At 71.9% G+C, this 15394-nt stretch carries 14 protein-coding genes; 6 read left to right on the top strand and 8 right to left on the bottom strand.

Annotation, left to right across the window (positions count from 1 at the left end; translation table 11 throughout):
* Nucleotides 1–5: 5 nt before the first annotated feature.
* Nucleotides 6–1820: a zinc-binding dehydrogenase gene (locus IL992_RS04545; RefSeq protein ID WP_226872312.1), complete on the bottom strand. Its 1815-nt coding sequence runs from the start codon at nt 1818–1820 to the stop codon at nt 6–8.
* A gap of 91 nt (nt 1821–1911) precedes the next feature.
* Here IL992_RS04545 and IL992_RS04540 point away from each other — a divergent pair, with 91 nt between their 5' ends.
* On the top strand, nt 1912–2910 hold the full coding sequence (locus IL992_RS04540) for an AraC family transcriptional regulator (RefSeq protein WP_193202027.1): 999 nt from the start codon (nt 1912–1914) through the stop codon (nt 2908–2910).
* A 78-nt stretch (nt 2911–2988) separates the two neighbouring features.
* Here the strand turns inward: IL992_RS04540 and IL992_RS04535 are convergent, their stop codons facing one another.
* The gene (locus IL992_RS04535; RefSeq protein WP_193202026.1) at nt 2989–4398 is read right to left on the bottom strand and encodes an MFS transporter; all 1410 of its coding nucleotides are present in this window, start codon (nt 4396–4398) and stop codon (nt 2989–2991) included.
* A 64-nt stretch (nt 4399–4462) separates the two neighbouring features.
* On the opposite strand from IL992_RS04535, the gene IL992_RS04530 reads away from it, so the two are divergent.
* Nucleotides 4463–5239 carry a helix-turn-helix domain-containing protein gene (locus IL992_RS04530; RefSeq protein ID WP_319018337.1) on the top strand — a complete coding sequence of 259 codons (777 nt, stop codon included), beginning with the start codon at nt 4463–4465 and terminating at the stop codon, nt 5237–5239.
* Nucleotides 5240–5288: 49 nt separating this feature from the next.
* Here the strand turns inward: IL992_RS04530 and IL992_RS04525 are convergent, their stop codons facing one another.
* The 6 genes from IL992_RS04525 to IL992_RS04500 all read right to left on the bottom strand — a co-directional run bounded on the left by IL992_RS04525 (nt 5289) and on the right by IL992_RS04500 (nt 11144).
* The gene (locus IL992_RS04525) at nt 5289–6797 is read right to left on the bottom strand and encodes an SPFH domain-containing protein (RefSeq protein WP_193202024.1); all 1509 of its coding nucleotides are present in this window, start codon (nt 6795–6797) and stop codon (nt 5289–5291) included.
* 41 nt (nt 6798–6838) lie between these two features.
* On the bottom strand, nt 6839–7039 hold the full coding sequence (locus tag IL992_RS04520; protein WP_030507699.1) for a hypothetical protein: 201 nt from the start codon (nt 7037–7039) through the stop codon (nt 6839–6841).
* Between the two features lie 268 nt (nt 7040–7307).
* Nucleotides 7308–8045 (bottom strand): M23 family metallopeptidase, encoded by a 738-nt coding sequence (locus IL992_RS48215; RefSeq protein ID WP_193202023.1) that lies wholly within the window; start codon nt 8043–8045, stop codon nt 7308–7310.
* A 124-nt stretch (nt 8046–8169) separates the two neighbouring features.
* Nucleotides 8170–9219 (bottom strand): acyltransferase family protein, encoded by a 1050-nt coding sequence (locus IL992_RS04510; RefSeq protein ID WP_193202022.1) that lies wholly within the window; start codon nt 9217–9219, stop codon nt 8170–8172.
* 161 nt (nt 9220–9380) lie between these two features.
* Entirely contained in the window at nt 9381–10160 is a 780-nt protein-coding gene (locus IL992_RS04505; RefSeq protein WP_193202021.1) for an SDR family NAD(P)-dependent oxidoreductase, read from the bottom strand.
* A gap of 171 nt (nt 10161–10331) precedes the next feature.
* Nucleotides 10332–11144 carry an SDR family NAD(P)-dependent oxidoreductase gene (locus IL992_RS04500; RefSeq protein WP_193202020.1) on the bottom strand — a complete coding sequence of 271 codons (813 nt, stop codon included), beginning with the start codon at nt 11142–11144 and terminating at the stop codon, nt 10332–10334.
* Nucleotides 11145–11331: 187 nt separating this feature from the next.
* Here IL992_RS04500 and IL992_RS04495 point away from each other — a divergent pair, with 187 nt between their 5' ends.
* The 4 genes from IL992_RS04495 to IL992_RS04480 are packed head-to-tail and all read left to right on the top strand — an operon-like array spanning nt 11332 to nt 15355.
* Nucleotides 11332–14016 (top strand): sensor histidine kinase, encoded by a 2685-nt coding sequence (locus tag IL992_RS04495; RefSeq protein ID WP_193202019.1) that lies wholly within the window; start codon nt 11332–11334, stop codon nt 14014–14016.
* Nucleotides 14013–14420 carry a roadblock/LC7 domain-containing protein gene (locus tag IL992_RS04490; protein WP_030507694.1) on the top strand — a complete coding sequence of 136 codons (408 nt, stop codon included), beginning with the start codon at nt 14013–14015 and terminating at the stop codon, nt 14418–14420. The genes IL992_RS04495 and IL992_RS04490 overlap by 4 nt, the downstream gene beginning before the upstream one ends.
* Nucleotides 14421–14433: 13 nt before the next feature.
* Nucleotides 14434–14799, top strand: a complete 366-nt coding sequence (locus tag IL992_RS04485; RefSeq protein WP_142561856.1) for a DUF742 domain-containing protein — start codon at nt 14434–14436, stop codon at nt 14797–14799.
* The gene (locus IL992_RS04480; RefSeq protein ID WP_079314623.1) at nt 14780–15355 is read left to right on the top strand and encodes a GTP-binding protein; all 576 of its coding nucleotides are present in this window, start codon (nt 14780–14782) and stop codon (nt 15353–15355) included. The genes IL992_RS04485 and IL992_RS04480 overlap by 20 nt, the downstream gene beginning before the upstream one ends.
* Nucleotides 15356–15394 lie beyond the last annotated feature (39 nt).

The raw sequence follows: 15394 nt of genomic DNA, 5'->3' as shown, positions 1-15394 counted from the left end.
CTGGATCAGAGCTCGATGACGACCTTGCCCCGGGTCCGGCCGGCTTCGGCCATCCGGTGTACGGCCGCCAGGTCCGCCAGGGGGCGCCGCTCGGCGACGTCAACGACGATCTCCTTCGCGTCCACCAGGGCGGCCATCTGGGCCAGCTGGTCGACGTCGTTGCGGGCCACAAAGCGCGTGGCGGTGACCCGCGACCCCGGGGGCGGCTGAACGGGCACGGTGATCGAGACGAGGCGGCCGCCGGGGCGTACCAGCCGGGCCAGGTCCGCCCCGGCACCGGGCGCGAGCGGAACGAGGTTGAGCAGCACGTCCAGGTCACCGGGCAGGGGATCCGTCCGGTAGTCCACCACCTCGTCGGCTCCGTAGGCCCGGGCCGCCGCGGCGCTGTGCGCGTTCCCGGCCGTGGCGATCACCGTCGCTCCGGCCCTTCCGGCGAACTGCACGGTGAACATCCCCACCCCGCCCCCCGCACCGTTGACCAGCACGCGCTGCCCCGGACCGATCCGGCCGTGCTCGTACACCGTCTGCCACGCCGTCAGCCCGGCCACCGGGATCGCGGCGGCGTCGGCGAGCGGGACGGCTCTCGGCGCCGGGGCCAGCAGCCGTGCGGGCGCGACGGCGTACTCGGCCGCCGCACCGCCCTCCAGCAGGCCGATGACCCTGTCCCCCGGGCGCGGCCAGGACACCCCGGCTCCGGTCGCCACGACCGTGCCCGAGACATCCCACCCGAGCGTGTACGGCAGCGGCAGGTCTGCCATCTCCGGCACCAGCGTCCGCAGCAGCCCCGAGCGCAGCCCGATCTCGGACGGGTTGAACGAAGTGCCAGCCACCTTGATCAGCACCTCGCCTCGGCCCGGGGCGGGGATCGGGATCTCCTCCTGGCGGATCACGGACGCGTCGCCGTACTCGTGGATGCGGGCGGCCCGCGTCGTGGCGCGGAAGCGGTGGGCGTGCTCGTCCGCCCACGTGCGGAAGTCGCGCGCGCCGGCGCGGGGCGTCACCGGCCACGGGCGGCCCACCAGCTCGGCCCGCGCCCGCAGGATCGCGTCCACGACCTCCGGCGGCGACCCCGCGGCGATCAACCGCTCCCGTCCCTCGGAGGGCGGCAGCTCCTGCCAGCGGATCGGGCGGCCGATGGCCTCGCCGATGACACGTGCCTGCTCGGCCTGGGTCAGCGTCTGCGGCCCGGTCAGCTCGTGCGCGACCCCGGCGGGGCCGCGGCCCGTGAGCGCGAGGGCGGCGACCTCGGCGATGTCCCGCTCGTGGATCAGCGGCATGGCCGCACCGCCATAGGGTTCGGCGACCACGCCGTCCGCGTGGAACCGGGCGTCGGCGGCCCAGCGCAGCGTGCCGGCCGCGAAGGCGTGCGGGCGGAGGAACACCCATTCCCGGCCGGTGCGCCTGATCAGTTCTTCGGCCTCGCGCTCGCCGGGGCGGCGGGCGGCGGAGGACAGGTACACGATGCGGCGGGCGTGCCGGGCCACCACGTCGAGGACCGCGGTGAGCCCGTCGGCGGTGCCGAACGGCCAGACCAGGAACGCGGCCGTGATCCCCTCGACGGCGTCGGCGAACGAGCCGGGTTCGGTGAGATCGCCGCGTACGGGCTCGACGCCCGGGGGCAGCACGGCGGCGGCCGGGTCGCGAACCAGCGCCAGCACCTCGGGAACGCCGGTGGTAGGTGTGCCGGCGTGGGTGGCGGAGGCGAGGTCGGGAGCCTCGGCGATCGCCCGGGAACGGCCGAGCGGCGGGGCCGTCAGCTCGGCCACGACCGCACGCCCGACGGTCCCGGTGGCCCCCATGACCAGGATCTTGTGTGTCATGGGGGCCACCGTAGGAGGGCGGACCAAGACGCCCAATGCCGCACAGTCCGGATTTGATACGCGATCGTCTGATCCGCCGTAGGGTGACCGCGTGGACGTGCTCAGCGATGTCATCGCCGTCATGCGTACCGGGCGGCCGAACGCGGCACGCGTCCAGTGGAGCGGGGCCTGGGGACAGCGGTTCCCGGCGGTACCGGGGGCGGCGGGTTTTCAGGTGATCCTGCGGGGCTCGTGCTGGCTCATCCCGCCGGAGGACGATGCCGGCGCCGCGCCGATCCCGTTGTCCGCTGGAGACGTGGTCTTCTTCGCACAGGGTCACCCGTACGGCCTGGCCGACTCGCCCGTCACGCCTCTCGCCATCACCGCCTGCGACCCGACGGCCGAGGACCTGGCGTTGTTCGTGAGGGACTCGGTGGGACCGGACAGCCCTGACGGCGGCGATGCGACCACGGTGACCTTGTGCGGCGGGTATCGCCTCGATCCTCGGCGTGCCCACCCGCTGCTGCACGACCTGCCCGGCCTCATCCACCTCCCGACCCGCGCCACCTCGACGACCGGAGACGGGCCGGAGGCCGACACGGACGCGAAGGTCGAGCTGGGGGTGCTCGTCGCCCTTCTCGGCCGTGAGATCGCCTCTCCCCGCCCGGGCACGGACGCCGTCGTCCCCGCGCTGCTGGACATGCTCCTGCTCTACATCCTGCGGGCCTGGTTCGACGGGCAACTCGCCCGGGGCGCGGCCACCGGGTGGGCGGCCGCGCTGTCCGATCCGGCGGTCGGCACCGCCCTGCACGCCGTTCACCGGGACCCCGCCCGGCCGTGGACGGTCGAGTCGATGGGCCGGGAGGCCGGGATGTCCCGTGCCGCCTTCGCCGCCCGCTTCACCGCCCTGGTCGGCCAGCCGCCGCTGGCGTACCTGACCTGGTGGCGCATGACCACAGCGACGCGGCTGCTGCGGGACTCCGACGCCGGCCTGGCCGAGATCGCCGCCCGTGTCGGCTACAGCTCGGAGTACGCCTTCGGCGCCGCCTTCAAACGCATCTATGGCACCGCCCCCGGCCGCTATCGCCGGGGTTCGTCCTCGTCCGGATGACGGGGACGAACGCGGGCCGTCAGGAGGCGGCGTCGATGGCATTCCTCGTGGCCGTGCTCAGCGTCGCCGCGCTGCTGCTCATGCCCCGCCGTACGACCGAGCTCTCGTTCGACTGACGGCTTGCGTGCGGCGCCGCCATGCCGCACGGGCGGCGGCGGCGCTCAGCGCCGCGGCCACGAGCAGCGCGGCGACGACCGCCAGGGTGAAGCCGGGACCGGTACTCAGGTAGAGACCGCCGAGTCCGGCGACGGCGCTGACGGAGGCCAGCACGGGCCCGGTCGAGTTCAACGCCGACAACGCCGACGCGCGGTCAGGACCCACGATGGCGGCCACCTGCGCCACCAGCGGGCTGTAGCCGGCCGCGTGCCCCGCGCCCGCCAGGAACAACACCGGGAGCGTGAGCGCCGGGGGCCATCCGTCACCGGAGAACACGGCCACGACCAGGGCTCCCGCGGCGAAGACGGCAGGTCCGGCGACCGGGAGGGCCGACTGGACCCCCTCCGGCAGCCGGGCCCAGGTCAGGCTCAGCGTGGCGAACCCGATCGCGTACGGCACGAAGGCGAGCCCGGCGGCGAGCGGGCCGAAGCCGAGATCGCCCTGGAGATGCAGGGTCAGCACGAACAGGAACGCGGTGTAACAGCCCATCACCATGACACAGGTGACGAGGGCGGCGCGCACGCCCGCCGGCCGCAACACGGCGAGATCGAGGAGTGGCAGGCCGCCGCCGCGAACGACCCGGCCTTCGAATCGCACGAAGACCACCAGCAGGACCAGGCCGGCGAGCAGTGAGGCCCAGGCCCACTCCGGCCAGCCGTACTGCCTGCCGAAGATCAGCGGAACGATCAGGGCGGTCATCGCCGCGGTCAGCAGCGCGACCCCGCCCAGGTCGAGCCTGCGCGCCACCGGCGGGCTCTGCGGGAGAGCGCGCAGGCCGACGAGCACCAGCACGGCCCCCACCGGGACGTTGACCAGGAAGACCGGCCGCCAGGTCAGCCCGAACAGATCCGCCCCGACCACCAGACCGCCGATCACCTGACCGAGGGCGACGCCCAGGGCGAGCACCATCGAGTACAGGCCGATGGCCTGCTTCCGGGCGGCACCGTCGAAGCGAAGCTGGATCAGCGAGAAGACCTGCGGCACCATCAGCGCGGCCGCCGCCGCCTGGGCCACCCTGGCCGCCACCAGCACCGGTGCGGCCGGAGCGAGCCCGCACAGCAGCGACGCCAGGGTGAAGGCCGCCAGCCCTCCGAGGAAGGCCCGCCGGTGGCCGATCAGATCGCCCGTACGGGCGCCGGTCACGTTGAGCAGCCCGAGCGTGAGCAGGTACGCCGACGGGACCAGTTGCAGGACGGCGCCGCCGCCGCCCAGATCGTGCTGTACCGACGGCAGGGCGACCGTGACGATCGAACCGTCCATCGACGCCATGGTCTGCCCGGTCAGGAGCACGGCGAGCACCGTCCCCGGCCGCGGCCTCGTCAAGGGAGACATGGCTCTCAGGCTCCGCGATCACGGGCCCCGAGGTCTTGAAAATATTTGCTCGTACAGTGGACCGGTGCGGACATCGAGGACAGTGGTCGAGACGCCGGATTTCTCCGTCCACCTGGTTTCCTGCACGGCCCGGCATCGCACGTGGTCGACGCCGGAGCCAGGCGGGTCGTACGGCGTCGTCCTCGTACGCCGTGGAATGTTCGGTGTGCGTAGTGACGGCCACCGTGTGGTCGCCGACCCCACGATGGGCTATGTGCAGAGGCCGGGCGGCGAGTACGCGTTCGCGCATCCCGCCGGCGGGGACGTCTGCACGTTCGTCCTGGTGCGGCCCTCGCTGTGGCACGCCGTGGTGGGGGACGAGCCGCCGCACCCGCGGGTGGCGGTCGACGGCCGGGTCGAGCTCGCGCACCGGCTTCTCCTGCGCACCGCGCACGACTCGGCGGACCCCGCCGAACGGCTGGTGCACACGCTCGCGGCGGCGGTCCGCCCGCAAGCCGACCGGCGGAACCTGGACCGCGGCGGCGGCCTGGCGGATCGGGCGCGGGAGGCCATCGTGGCGGACGACCCCGAGTCGGTCGATCTCGTACGGCTGGCCCGGGCGCTGGGGGTCTCACCCTCCCACCTGAGCCGGACCTTCCGCCGGCACGTCGGCATGACGGTCAGCCGCTACCGCAACCGGGTCCGTGTCAGCCGCGCCCTCGCCGGCATCGAGGAGGGGGAGCGGGATCTGGCGGGCCTGGCCACCGCACTCGGCTTCGCCGACCAGGCCCACCTCACCCGTACCATGCGAGCGGAACTCGGCCGTCCTCCCGGCCACCTGCGGCGGCTGTTGTCCGAGTAGAACGGGCCGCGGGCCGGCCGGCGGTGTGCGCGGGCCGACCCGGTGGCCGTCAGGAGGCGGCGTCGATGGCGTTCTTCGTGGTGGGCTCGGCGCCGTTGACGCTCGTGCCGTCCTTGGCCGCGGCGGGGGTGCCGCCGGCCAGCAGGGAACGGGCCAGGCCCAGCCCGGTGCCGCCCAGCGTGAGCGCCTTCGCCAGCATCTCCTCGATGCCCTGAGCGCCGTTGAGCACCACCATGTGGTCGACGTTGCCGAACGCCTTGGAACCGGCCTCCACGATCTGCGGCCAGTTCTCGGCGAGCTGCTGGGCGATGACGGCCTCCTGGTTCTCCCGCAGCGCCTCCGAGCGGGCCCTGATCGCCTCGGCCTCGGCCAGACCCTTGGCCTTGGCCGCCTCGGCCTCCGCGAGACCCTTCGCCTTGGCCGCCTCGGCCTCCGCGAGACCCTTGGCCTTGGCCGCCTCGGCCTCGCCCAGACCGGTCGCCTTGGTCGCCGCCGCGGCGGCCTCACCGCGCACCCGCACCGACTCGGCGTCGGCCGCCGCCGCCTGCTTGACCTGGGACGCCTGGGCGGCGGCGCGCAGCTCGGTCTCCTTGGCCTCCGCCTCGGCCTGCGCGATGCGCGCGTCGCGCTCGGCCTGGGACAGCGTGACGGTCTCGTACGCCTTGGCGTCGGCGGGCTTGCGAACCTGCGACTGGAGCCGCTGCTCGGCGAGCTGGGCCTCCAGCTCCGCGGCCCTGGTCTCCTGGACGACGACCTCCTGGCGCGCGGTGGCCTCCGACAGCGGGCCGGCCTGCCGGGCCTTGGCCGCCGCCTGGTCCACCTCCGCCTGGTAGCCGGCCTGCTGAATCTGCGACTCGCGGATGGCGGAGGCCTTCTTGGCGGCCGCGACCTGCTCGGCCTCGGTGGCCTCCTGGTCGCGCTGCGCCTCGGCGATGCGGGCCGCTGCGGCGATCTTCGCGGCGTGCGGCTTGCCGAGGTTGGTGATGTAGCCGGTCTCGTCCTCGATCTCCTGGATCTGCAGAGAGTCGACCACCAGGCCGAGCTTGCTCATCTCGTCGGCCGCCGAGCTGCGGGTCTCGCTGGTGAGCCGCTCGCGGTTGAGGATGAGGTCCTCGACGGTCAGGTTGCCGATAATCGAGCGCAGGTGGCCGGTGAACAGCTCGTGGATGGCGCCGTTCATCGAGTCCTGCTGGTCGAGGAAGCGGCGGGCGGCGTTCGCGATGCTGGTGAAGTCGTCGCCCACCTTGTAGATGATCACACCGCGCACCTGGACCGGGATGCCCTGCTGGGTCACGCAGTTGACCTGCAGGTTCGTCGCCCGGCTGTCGAGCCGCAGCCGCCGGGCGGTCTGGAAGCCGGGCAGCACGGCGGTGCCCTTGCCGGTCACGATCTTGAAGCCGAGGCTGTCGGCCAGCTCGTTCTTCGTGTGGGCGCCGAGGCCCGAGATGATGAGCGCCTCATTGGGCTCGGCCACCCGCCAGATGGCCTTGAACAGGAGGATGAGGACGATGAGGGCGACAACGGCCACACCGCCCACGACCAGGATCTCCGGGGACATGGGAGCCTCCGTGTAGTGGGGGGAAAGGAGGACGGAGCGAGTCAGACGACCGCGCGAGCGACGTAGACGGTGCGCGGGGGCGAATACTCCACGACGACGACGATCGACCCCACCGGGATCTCCTCGTCCGGAATGCTCGGATAGGCGTAGAACGCCTCGACACCCCCGCGGATGGGCACCATCACCTCGCCGACAAGGCCCGGGCCGATCCTGCCCGTGACCCTGCCCTGTCTGCCGACCACCCGCGTCACCCCGTCGTTTTCACCGCTCCTGGCTGCACCGCGAATGCGCAGGTTACCCCGTATCACCCTGCCGTGACAGAGCCGTTTTCCGTATCCAGCCCCGCCGGCCGCGCGATTCGCCCTACTCTGCACCATCACCCTGCAGAACGGCGCGGTAATGACGGAAGTTCCGCATTCCGCATGGCCCTGCGCGTGACGATCCGCACGCGACCGCCGGGCCGGGGCCGAATCGGGGCCCCGGCCCGGCGGCAACCCGGAGCGGCGGAGGTCAGTAGCAGACCTGCATGCCCTGGGAGATCCAGTCGTAGTAGCCGCCACCGCAGCCCAGGTGGTAGAGGTGCCGGGGGCGGGCGCTCTGTCCGCCGTACACCCCGCCCGCCGTGGTGATGGAGGCGTTCTTCGTCAGAGAGAAGTGCAGGTGGGCCTCGGATGTGCCGGTGGCCCCGGCCGCACCGATCGTGTTGTTCGTGATGGGCTGGCCGGCCTTGACGTGGACGGCGCTGAGGTGACACACGACGCTCCACCACCCGCCGCCGTGGTCCACGATGATGTGCTGGCCGCAGGTCTCCCACTCGGAAGGCGCCCACCCGGCGTACTTGACCGTGCCGGCGCCGCCGGGGGACAGCACCGGGTCACCCGCCCGCCTGCCCAGGTCGACCGCGTAGTACTGGTTCATGCGATCGGTGGTGTTGCAGTTGACGTGGTAGTCGGTGCCGTAGTGCGGATCGGCGACGACGGATCCGGTTCCCCCGTTGGCCGCCGAGGTCAGCGGGGTCTGCAGAAACTTCGAGCTCGGCCAGTCCACGCAGCCGCTCGCCAACGCCGGCAGCGATCCCGAGTCGCAGTGCGGGATCCCCGGTGAGTAGCCGTCGGTGGCCACCGTCGGGGTGTCCATGTACCAGTCGTACACCCATGTTCCGTCCGCGAGCCGGTCCCAGGTGCGGAGCGGCCGGTCGTACTGGACCCGTCCGTCGACCTGGTCCCCGTTGTTGATCTGGCAGCTCACGTTCAGAGCGGTGCCACGACCCCGAGCACGCCTACGACCAACGCGGCGAGCAGGATCAGGCTTCTCGCCGCTGCCGACGAAGCTTTCATCGTTGTCCTTTCTGCTGGGCCCCGCGCGCGTATCGCTATCGCGCCGTCGCGGCGGGCTCCTTCTTCCCTGGCCGGCGGAGTCTGGTGAAGGCCCAGGAGACGTCGGGCTCCACCGCCCAGCGAAACGCTCTGCGCACCGGGGACGTGCAGAGCAGGGCCGCGAGTACGGCTCCGAGGACCGCCATGGCGGCCACTCCGAGCGGGTTGACGAGGGCGTCGTGGAAGCGCTCGGCGACCTTCACGGCGAACCCGTGCAGCAGGTAGGCGTACATGGTGGCGGCGCCCAGGCCGGTGAACCAGGTGCGGCGGCTCGGAGTGACCGAGAGGAACGCCACCACCAGCAGGGCGCCGGCCGCCAGCATGGCGAGCCGGATCAGCGTGCCGGTCAGGTCGTCCACGCCGATCTGGTGGTTGGAGTGCCGCCAGCGGATCCACTCCGTCGGCACGAGCGTGTGCACGGCGAACGCCGCGGCGAGCGCCGCCGCCAGGACGGCCCCGCCCGCGATCCTCGCCCGGCGCCCGCGCAGGAGGTCGAGGTGCTCCGGCGTGAGCATGAGGCCCAGCACGTAGAACGGCAGCAGGCCGAACGTCCGGTTCATCGACAACTCGTCGGGCAGGGCGCTCGTGCCCGACAGCAGGCATAGCCCGACCGCGATCACCAGGGGATGGCGCAACTGCTGCCATACCGGCGTGGACAGCCGCCACAGGAACAGCGACATCAGGAACCAGGTCAGGTAGTACGGGTCGAGCAGGCTGATTTCGAGCTTGCCGTACAGGAAGAAGCGGGGCAGCGAATAGGCCACCTCGAAGATGACGTACGGCACCGCGAGACCACTGATGAGCTTGCGCGCCTTACCCGGAGAAAATGTGAAATTTCGGGACAAATAGCCGCTGACGACGATGAAGAGCGGCATGTGGAAGAGGTAGACGAAGAAGTAGAGCGCATGCGCCGCGGGGACGTCCCGCAGGTCCTCGACGAGATGCCCGGAAACGACGAGCACGATGGCCAGGAACTTGGCGTTGTCCAGCAGCGGGTCGCGGGCGACGGCCCTGCCGGACGGGCGGGCGGGAGCGGTCACGGTCATGCGGCCGGACCCTAGTCACCCGTCCGTGAGCACCGGCGCAACCGCGGGCGAACAGTGCCCGAACTCTTCCCACCCCCGGTTCCGGCCCTGCCGTCGCCGTCGCACCGCTGCGTACGCGGGCGGCCCGGCGCGCCTCCCGGACCCCGTGGAGGCCGGGCGGCTCAGACGGCCCGGTAGCGCGTGGCGAGCCGGGGGCTCTGGGCTCCGAAAGCGGCGAGTTCGGCACGGAAGACCGCGTCCAGGAGTCCGGCGTCCTCGACGCCCGGGGCGCAGACGGTCTCGCCCAGCTCGAGGCCGCGCAGGCTGGCCGTGACGACGTCGTCGGCGCTCATGCGGGGCACGGCGCTCAGGTCGAGGCCCTGGCGCTCGTGGAATTCGGTGGCCACCACGCCGGGGCACAGCACCTGAACGGCGACTCCCGTGCCCTCGAGTTCCGCGCTCAGTGTCTGGGACATCGCGACGAGGTGAGCCAGGGTTCCGGCGTAGACGGCCCTGCGGGGCATCTGGGCGTGCGGCGCTGGGCCGCTGAAGGCGATCATCCCGGCCACGTTGACGATCGTGCCCTCGCCCCGCTCCCGCATGCCCGCGACGGCGGCGCGGGTGAGCATCGTCGGGGCGACGACCTTGACGTGCACGAGTTCCCTGGCCTTGGCGGCGGGAAGCTCGGCGAGCGGCATGTAGTGGGACACGCCGGCGTTGTTCACGAGCATGGTCAGCGGCTCGGCCGCGCAGATCTCGGCGACCGTGTCGATGCCCTCGTCGGTCGACAGGTCGGCGGCCACGGTCCGCACCCCGACCTCGGGGTGCGAGGCGGCGAACTCCTCCAGGCGCTCCTTCCGCCGGCCCACGATCACCAGGTCGTGGCCGCCTGCGGCCAGGCGCTCGGCGAAGGCCCTGCCGATTCCGGAGGTGGCGCCGGTGACGAGTGCGAGCGTGCTCATGGCTGCTGTTCCCTTTCCTCAACCGGCCGCGACGGCCGGGTGTGATGGCCCGGTGCGGCTCTCAGGGAGCCGCGCCGTGTTCCGCATCCGTGACTCCAGGGTGCGGAGACGACCGGGTGAGCAGCCAGATGACCCGTCTTCCTGGGACTGGCGATACCAGCCCGCGCTTCTTCAGGCGGACAGACCCGTGGCGGCCAGGCTCGCGTCCCACAGGGCGGCGGCGAGGGCGGGATCGGACATCCTCTCCGGCACCCGAACGGGAGCGTTCTTGACGAAGTACCGGCCCGGGTGATCGACCCCGTCGGCGTGGGTGGCGAGGTGGACGATGCGCTCGGCCCCGGCCTCCGGCGGCTCGCCCATGCCGGGGAGGAGCCACACCAGCTTCATGAAGAACGTGCCCTCGGCGAACGAGGTCTTGAGCACCCCGGGATGCAGGCACGTGGCGGCCAGGCCGCGCTCGGCGAGTGACACGGTGAACAGCGCGTTGGCCTGCTTGGAGTCGCCGTACTGCAGCCAGCCGTTCCAGCGCCGCCGCTCCCTGGACAGGTCGGCGGGGTCGAGGCGGCCCGACTTCCCCGCCCGGGACGAGGTGGTGACGACCCGTGCGGACGACGCCGTGAGCCGGTCGAGGAGCAGGTTCGTCAGCAGGAACGGCGCCAGGTGGTTGACCTGCATCATCCACTCGTTGCCGTCCGCGGTGGTCCGGCGGTCGGGCGTCATCACCCCGGCGTTGTTGATCAGCACGTCGATGCGCTCGTACCGCGCCAGCAACTCCGCCGCCAGCCGGCGCACCTGATCAAGGGAGGAGAAGTCCGCGAGGAGCGTGTCCGGACGGCTGCCACCGGCCTGCTCCGCGCGGTCCGCGACGGCGCGCAGCTTCTCCGGGGTACGTCCGACGAGCACGATTTGGTGACCTCGCCGGGCGAGATCAAGGGCAGAAGCTGCACCGATTCCGGCACCAGCCCCAGTGATCACTGTAATCATCAGTTCCTCCCACTGCGCCAGAACTGTATCGGTGCTAGCCTTCTGTGCGATCTTCCGGAGGTGCATTCCCCCATAAATGCGGCGCGAGCCTCCAGCAATGCAGGAGTGGGCTATGGGTTCGAGAAACCGGTCGATTCGGTTCAAGATCTTCTTGTTGCTGCTCCTACCATTGCTCATGTTGAGCGCTATGTGGGGATTTGCCCTAAAACTCACGGTCGGGGACGGCCTCGTCCTCCTGCGCTCCAAGACGCTGTACGACACCATCGGTGTGACCTCCACCGACCTGGGCACCCAGATCCAGGCCGAACGCGCGCTGACCGCCGGCGTCCTGAGCAGCGGCCAGAACACGTCCGCCGCGCTCACCGCCCAGCAGGCCAAGACCACCGCCGCCGCGGACAGGTTCAAGAAGTCCGCCAACGACGACGCGACCCGCGACGCCATGAGCGACGACCTCGTGGCGCCCCTGGAGTCCCTGCTGTCCTCCCTCGAACGCCTGCCCTCGATCCGGGAGGGCGTCTCGCTCGGCAGGTCCGACCGGCTGACCGCGATCAACTCGTACAACGCGATCATGGACGACCTGTTCGCGCTCTACGAGCGGCTCGTCTCGGTGCCCGACCTGGCCACCTTCCAGCAGGCCAGCGCCATGCAGGGGATGGGCAACGCGCACGAGATGATCACTCGTGAGGACGCCCTCGTGCGCGGAGCGCTGGCCAGCGGCACGATGACGGCCGACGAGCAGAACGCCTTCAGCGAGTGGGTCGCCACCCGGCGGTTCCTCTACGGCAAGAACCGGCCGATCCTCAGCGGTGAGATGCGGACGCCGTACGAGCAGGTGCTCACCTCACCGCTGTTCGACCGGTTCACCGCGCTGGAGAACCAGATCGTCAACCAGGTGCGCTCCGGCGGCCCGCTCCCCGCGGACGCCGAGAAGTGGTCGCCGACCATCGACCAGCTGATCCTCCGGCTCGACTCGGCCCGGGTGAAGGCCTCGGACGCGCTGAGCGTCTCCGCCACCTCGGTCGCCACCGGCATCATGCTCCGCATCCTGGTCGCGGGCGGCCTGGGTCTCGTGGTGATCATCGCCACGATCGTCTTCTCCGTCCGGTTCGGCCGCCGTCTCGCCCGCGACCTCGCCGGATTGCGCGACGCCGCGCTCGAACTGGCCGACGTACGGCTGCCGCAGGTCGTCGAGAAGCTGCGGCGGGGCGAGGACGTGGACGTCGAGGCCGAGGCGCCCCCGATCAAGGCGACGGGCTCCAACGAGGTCGAGGACGTCGCGCACGCGTTCAGCTCCGTCCAGCGCACGGCCGTGGAGGCCGCCGTCGGCCAGGCCGCCCTCCGCCGCGGCGTCAGCCAGGTCTTCCTCAACCTGGCCCGCCGCAAGCAGACCCTGCTGCACCGTCAGCTCACGCTGCTCGACACGATGCAGCGCCGCGCCGAGGACCCGGAGAGCCTGGAGGACCTGTTCCGGCTCGACCACCTGACCACCCGCATGCGCCGCCACGCGGAGAGCCTGATCATCCTGTCCGGCTCCGCGCCCGGACGGTCGTGGCGCAAGCCGGTGCCGCTCATCGACGTGGTCCGCGCGGCGATCTCCGAGGTCGAGGACTACACGCGCGTCTCGATGGCCCCGATGCCGAACGCCGCCATCGTCGGCGCGACCGTGGCCGACGTGGTGCACCTGATCGCCGAGCTGGTGGAGAACGCCACGATCTTCTCGCCTCCGCAGACGAAGGTGGCGGTGCGCGGGGAGATCGTCGCCAACGGGCTCGCGGTGGAGATCGAGGACCGCGGTCTCGGCCTCACGCCCGAGGAGTACGACGAGATCAACGCGCGGCTGGCGGACCCGCCGGAGTTCGACCTGGCGGACAGCGACCGGCTCGGGCTCTTCGTCGTCGGCCAGCTCGCCGCCCGGCACGAGATCGGGGTGGTCCTGCGAAACTCGCCGTACGGCGGGACGACCGCGATCGTGCTCATCCCGCGGACCCTGGTGGTGGAGGAAGGCTCGCCCGCGGCGCTCGCGGGCCCGGCCCCGCGCGGCGCCCACGCGAAGCCCGCGCTGGCCGCCGCCGGCAACGACACCGACATCTCGCTCAGCGAAACGCTCCAGGCCGACCTCGGACTGGGCGGCCCCGCCCCCGCCGGTGGGCCCCGGGAGGTCCGTACGCTCGCCGGGGAGGTCGCCGGGGACGTTCCTGACGGCGTTTACGGCGGCGTTCCCGGCTCCGCTCCCCGGGAGGTCCGCGGGGACGTTCCCAGGGAGGTCCGCGAGCACGTTCCCGGGGAGGTTCTCCGCGAGGTTCCCGGGGAGACGGAGGACCGGGAGGAGCGTGCGGGCGCGTCCGAGCCGTCCCCGTTCTTCACCCCGGCCGCCCTGCGGACCGAGGTCGTGCCCTCCGCCACGCGCGACGACCTCTCCTCGGGGTCCCTCGGCTCCGGCTTCGAGAGCTCGCTCCCGGCCGCCGCGCCCTCCGCTTCACCCTCCGCTTCGCCGTCCGTTGCGCCCTCCCCTGCGCCGTCGTCCGAGCCGGCGACCGCCTCCGCGGGGGTGACGGCGAACGGCCTGGCGCAGCGGACGAGCAAACAGCGGGCCAGGGGCCCCGTCTCCAACGGAACCCACGCCGGCCTGCCGCGCAGGGTTCGCCAGGCCAACATCGCTCCGCAGCTTCGCACCCAGTCCCCGGAGGCGGCGCCGCAGACGCCGCCGCTGTCCGCCCCGACCGTGGAAGAGCGGTCGCCGGAGGAGGCCAGGGCGATGTTCAGCGCCTTCCAGCGCGGCGCGCTGCGGGGCCGGGAGGACTCCGATCAGCCGGGTGGGGCCGCACCCGGCGACCACGTACACAACACGCACGGCGAGAAGGGTGACGAATGACCGGCAAAGCGACGTCGACCGGCGAACTGAACTGGCTGCTCGACGATCTCATCAGCAGGGTCGCCGCCGTCCGCCAGGCAGTGATCCTCTCCACCGACGGCCTCGTCGTCGGGGCTTCCCAGGGGCTGAGCCGGGAGGACGCGGAGCACCTGTCCGCGGTCGCGGCCGGTTTCCAGAGCCTGGCGCGGGGCGCGGGGCGGCACTTCGGCGGGGGCGAGGTCAGGCAGACCATCGTGGAGATGGAGGCCGCGTTCCTGTTCGTCACGGCCGCCGGCCAGGGCACCTGCCTCGCCGTCCTGGCCGCCTCCGACGCCGACGTCGGGCACATCGCGTACGAGATGGCGATGCTGGTCAAGCGGGTGGGCCAGCACATCTCCACCAACCCGCGGCGGATCTCCCCATGAGATGGGTGGCCACATGACGGGACCCCAGTGGATGGACGAGGAGGCCGGGCCGTTGGTCCGGCCATACGCGCTGACGGGGGGCCGGGCACGGCACTCCGGGGCCAAGCTCGACCTGATCACCATGGTGACCACAACGGGCTCACCGAGGGACGTCCCCGGCATTGGCCCCGAGCAGCGGCGGATCCTCGAGATCGCGCGCCGCGGCGCGTCGGTGGCGGACATCGCGTCCGACATCGACCTGCCGCTGGGCGTGGTCCGCGTCCTGATCGGGGATCTGCACGACCTCGGGCTCGTCGACGTACGGGCTCCGGGCAAGGTGGCGCCGCTGCCAAGCGAGCGCATTCTCAAGGAAGTGATCAATGGCCTTCGCGCCCTCTGAGGAGCCGGTCGCCCTCAAGATATTGGTGGCCGGCGGCTTCGGCGTCGGCAAGACAACGCTGGTCGGCGCGATCAGCGAGATTCGCCCCCTGCGCACCGAGGAGGTGCTGTCCGATCGCGGCGTCGGCGTCGACGACACCGACGGCGTGGAAGGCAAGACGACCACGACGGTGGCCATGGACTTCGGCCGCATCACCATCAGGGAAGGGCTCGTGGTCTACCTGTTCGGCACCCCCGGACAGGAGCGCTTCTGGTTCATGTGGGACGAACTGTCCTACGGCGCGCTCGGGGCCGTCGTGCTGGCCGACACCCGCAGGCTGACCGACTGCTTTCCGTCGATCGACTACTTCGAGCAGCGCGGCACGCCGTTCATCGTCGCGGTCAACTGCTTCGACGGTGCCGACCGGCACGAGCCCGAGGACGTGCGGATCGCCCTCGACCTCGACCCGGACGTCCCCGTCCTGCTCTGCGACGTACGGCGCCGCGCCTCGGCCAAGGTCGTGCTCGTCACGCTCGTGGAGCACGCGCTCAAGATGCTGACCGCCGCCCAGCGCTGACCTGCACACGCTGATTCGGCTCGGGGGACCGGGGCCCGG

It is taken from the genome of Microbispora sitophila (assembly GCF_014892245.1).
Classification (GTDB): Bacteria; Actinomycetota; Actinomycetes; order Streptosporangiales; family Streptosporangiaceae; genus Microbispora; species Microbispora siamensis.
Note: the sequence above shows the minus strand (reverse complement) of the source record. Positions and strands in the feature narration are given on the sequence as shown.

What these genes read in the sequence shown, in the direction of transcription:
- IL992_RS04545 (WP_226872312.1), bottom strand. Translation starts at nt 1,820, where the DNA reads ATGACACACAAGATCCTGGTCATGGGGGCCACCGGGACCGTCGGGCGT.
- IL992_RS04535 (WP_193202026.1), bottom strand. Translation starts at nt 4,398, where the DNA reads ATGTCTCCCTTGACGAGGCCGCGGCCGGGGACGGTGCTCGCCGTGCTC.
- IL992_RS04525 (WP_193202024.1), bottom strand. Translation starts at nt 6,797, where the DNA reads ATGTCCCCGGAGATCCTGGTCGTGGGCGGTGTGGCCGTTGTCGCCCTC.
- IL992_RS04510 (WP_193202022.1), bottom strand. Translation starts at nt 9,219, where the DNA reads ATGACCGTGACCGCTCCCGCCCGCCCGTCCGGCAGGGCCGTCGCCCGC.
- IL992_RS04505 (WP_193202021.1), bottom strand. Translation starts at nt 10,160, where the DNA reads ATGAGCACGCTCGCACTCGTCACCGGCGCCACCTCCGGAATCGGCAGG.
- IL992_RS04500 (WP_193202020.1), bottom strand. Translation starts at nt 11,144, where the DNA reads ATGATTACAGTGATCACTGGGGCTGGTGCCGGAATCGGTGCAGCTTCT.
- IL992_RS04495 (WP_193202019.1), top strand. Translation starts at nt 11,332, where the DNA reads ATGTGGGGATTTGCCCTAAAACTCACGGTCGGGGACGGCCTCGTCCTC.
- IL992_RS04490 (WP_030507694.1), top strand. Translation starts at nt 14,013, where the DNA reads ATGACCGGCAAAGCGACGTCGACCGGCGAACTGAACTGGCTGCTCGAC.
- IL992_RS04485 (WP_142561856.1), top strand. Translation starts at nt 14,434, where the DNA reads ATGACGGGACCCCAGTGGATGGACGAGGAGGCCGGGCCGTTGGTCCGG.
- IL992_RS04480 (WP_079314623.1), top strand. Translation starts at nt 14,780, where the DNA reads ATGGCCTTCGCGCCCTCTGAGGAGCCGGTCGCCCTCAAGATATTGGTG.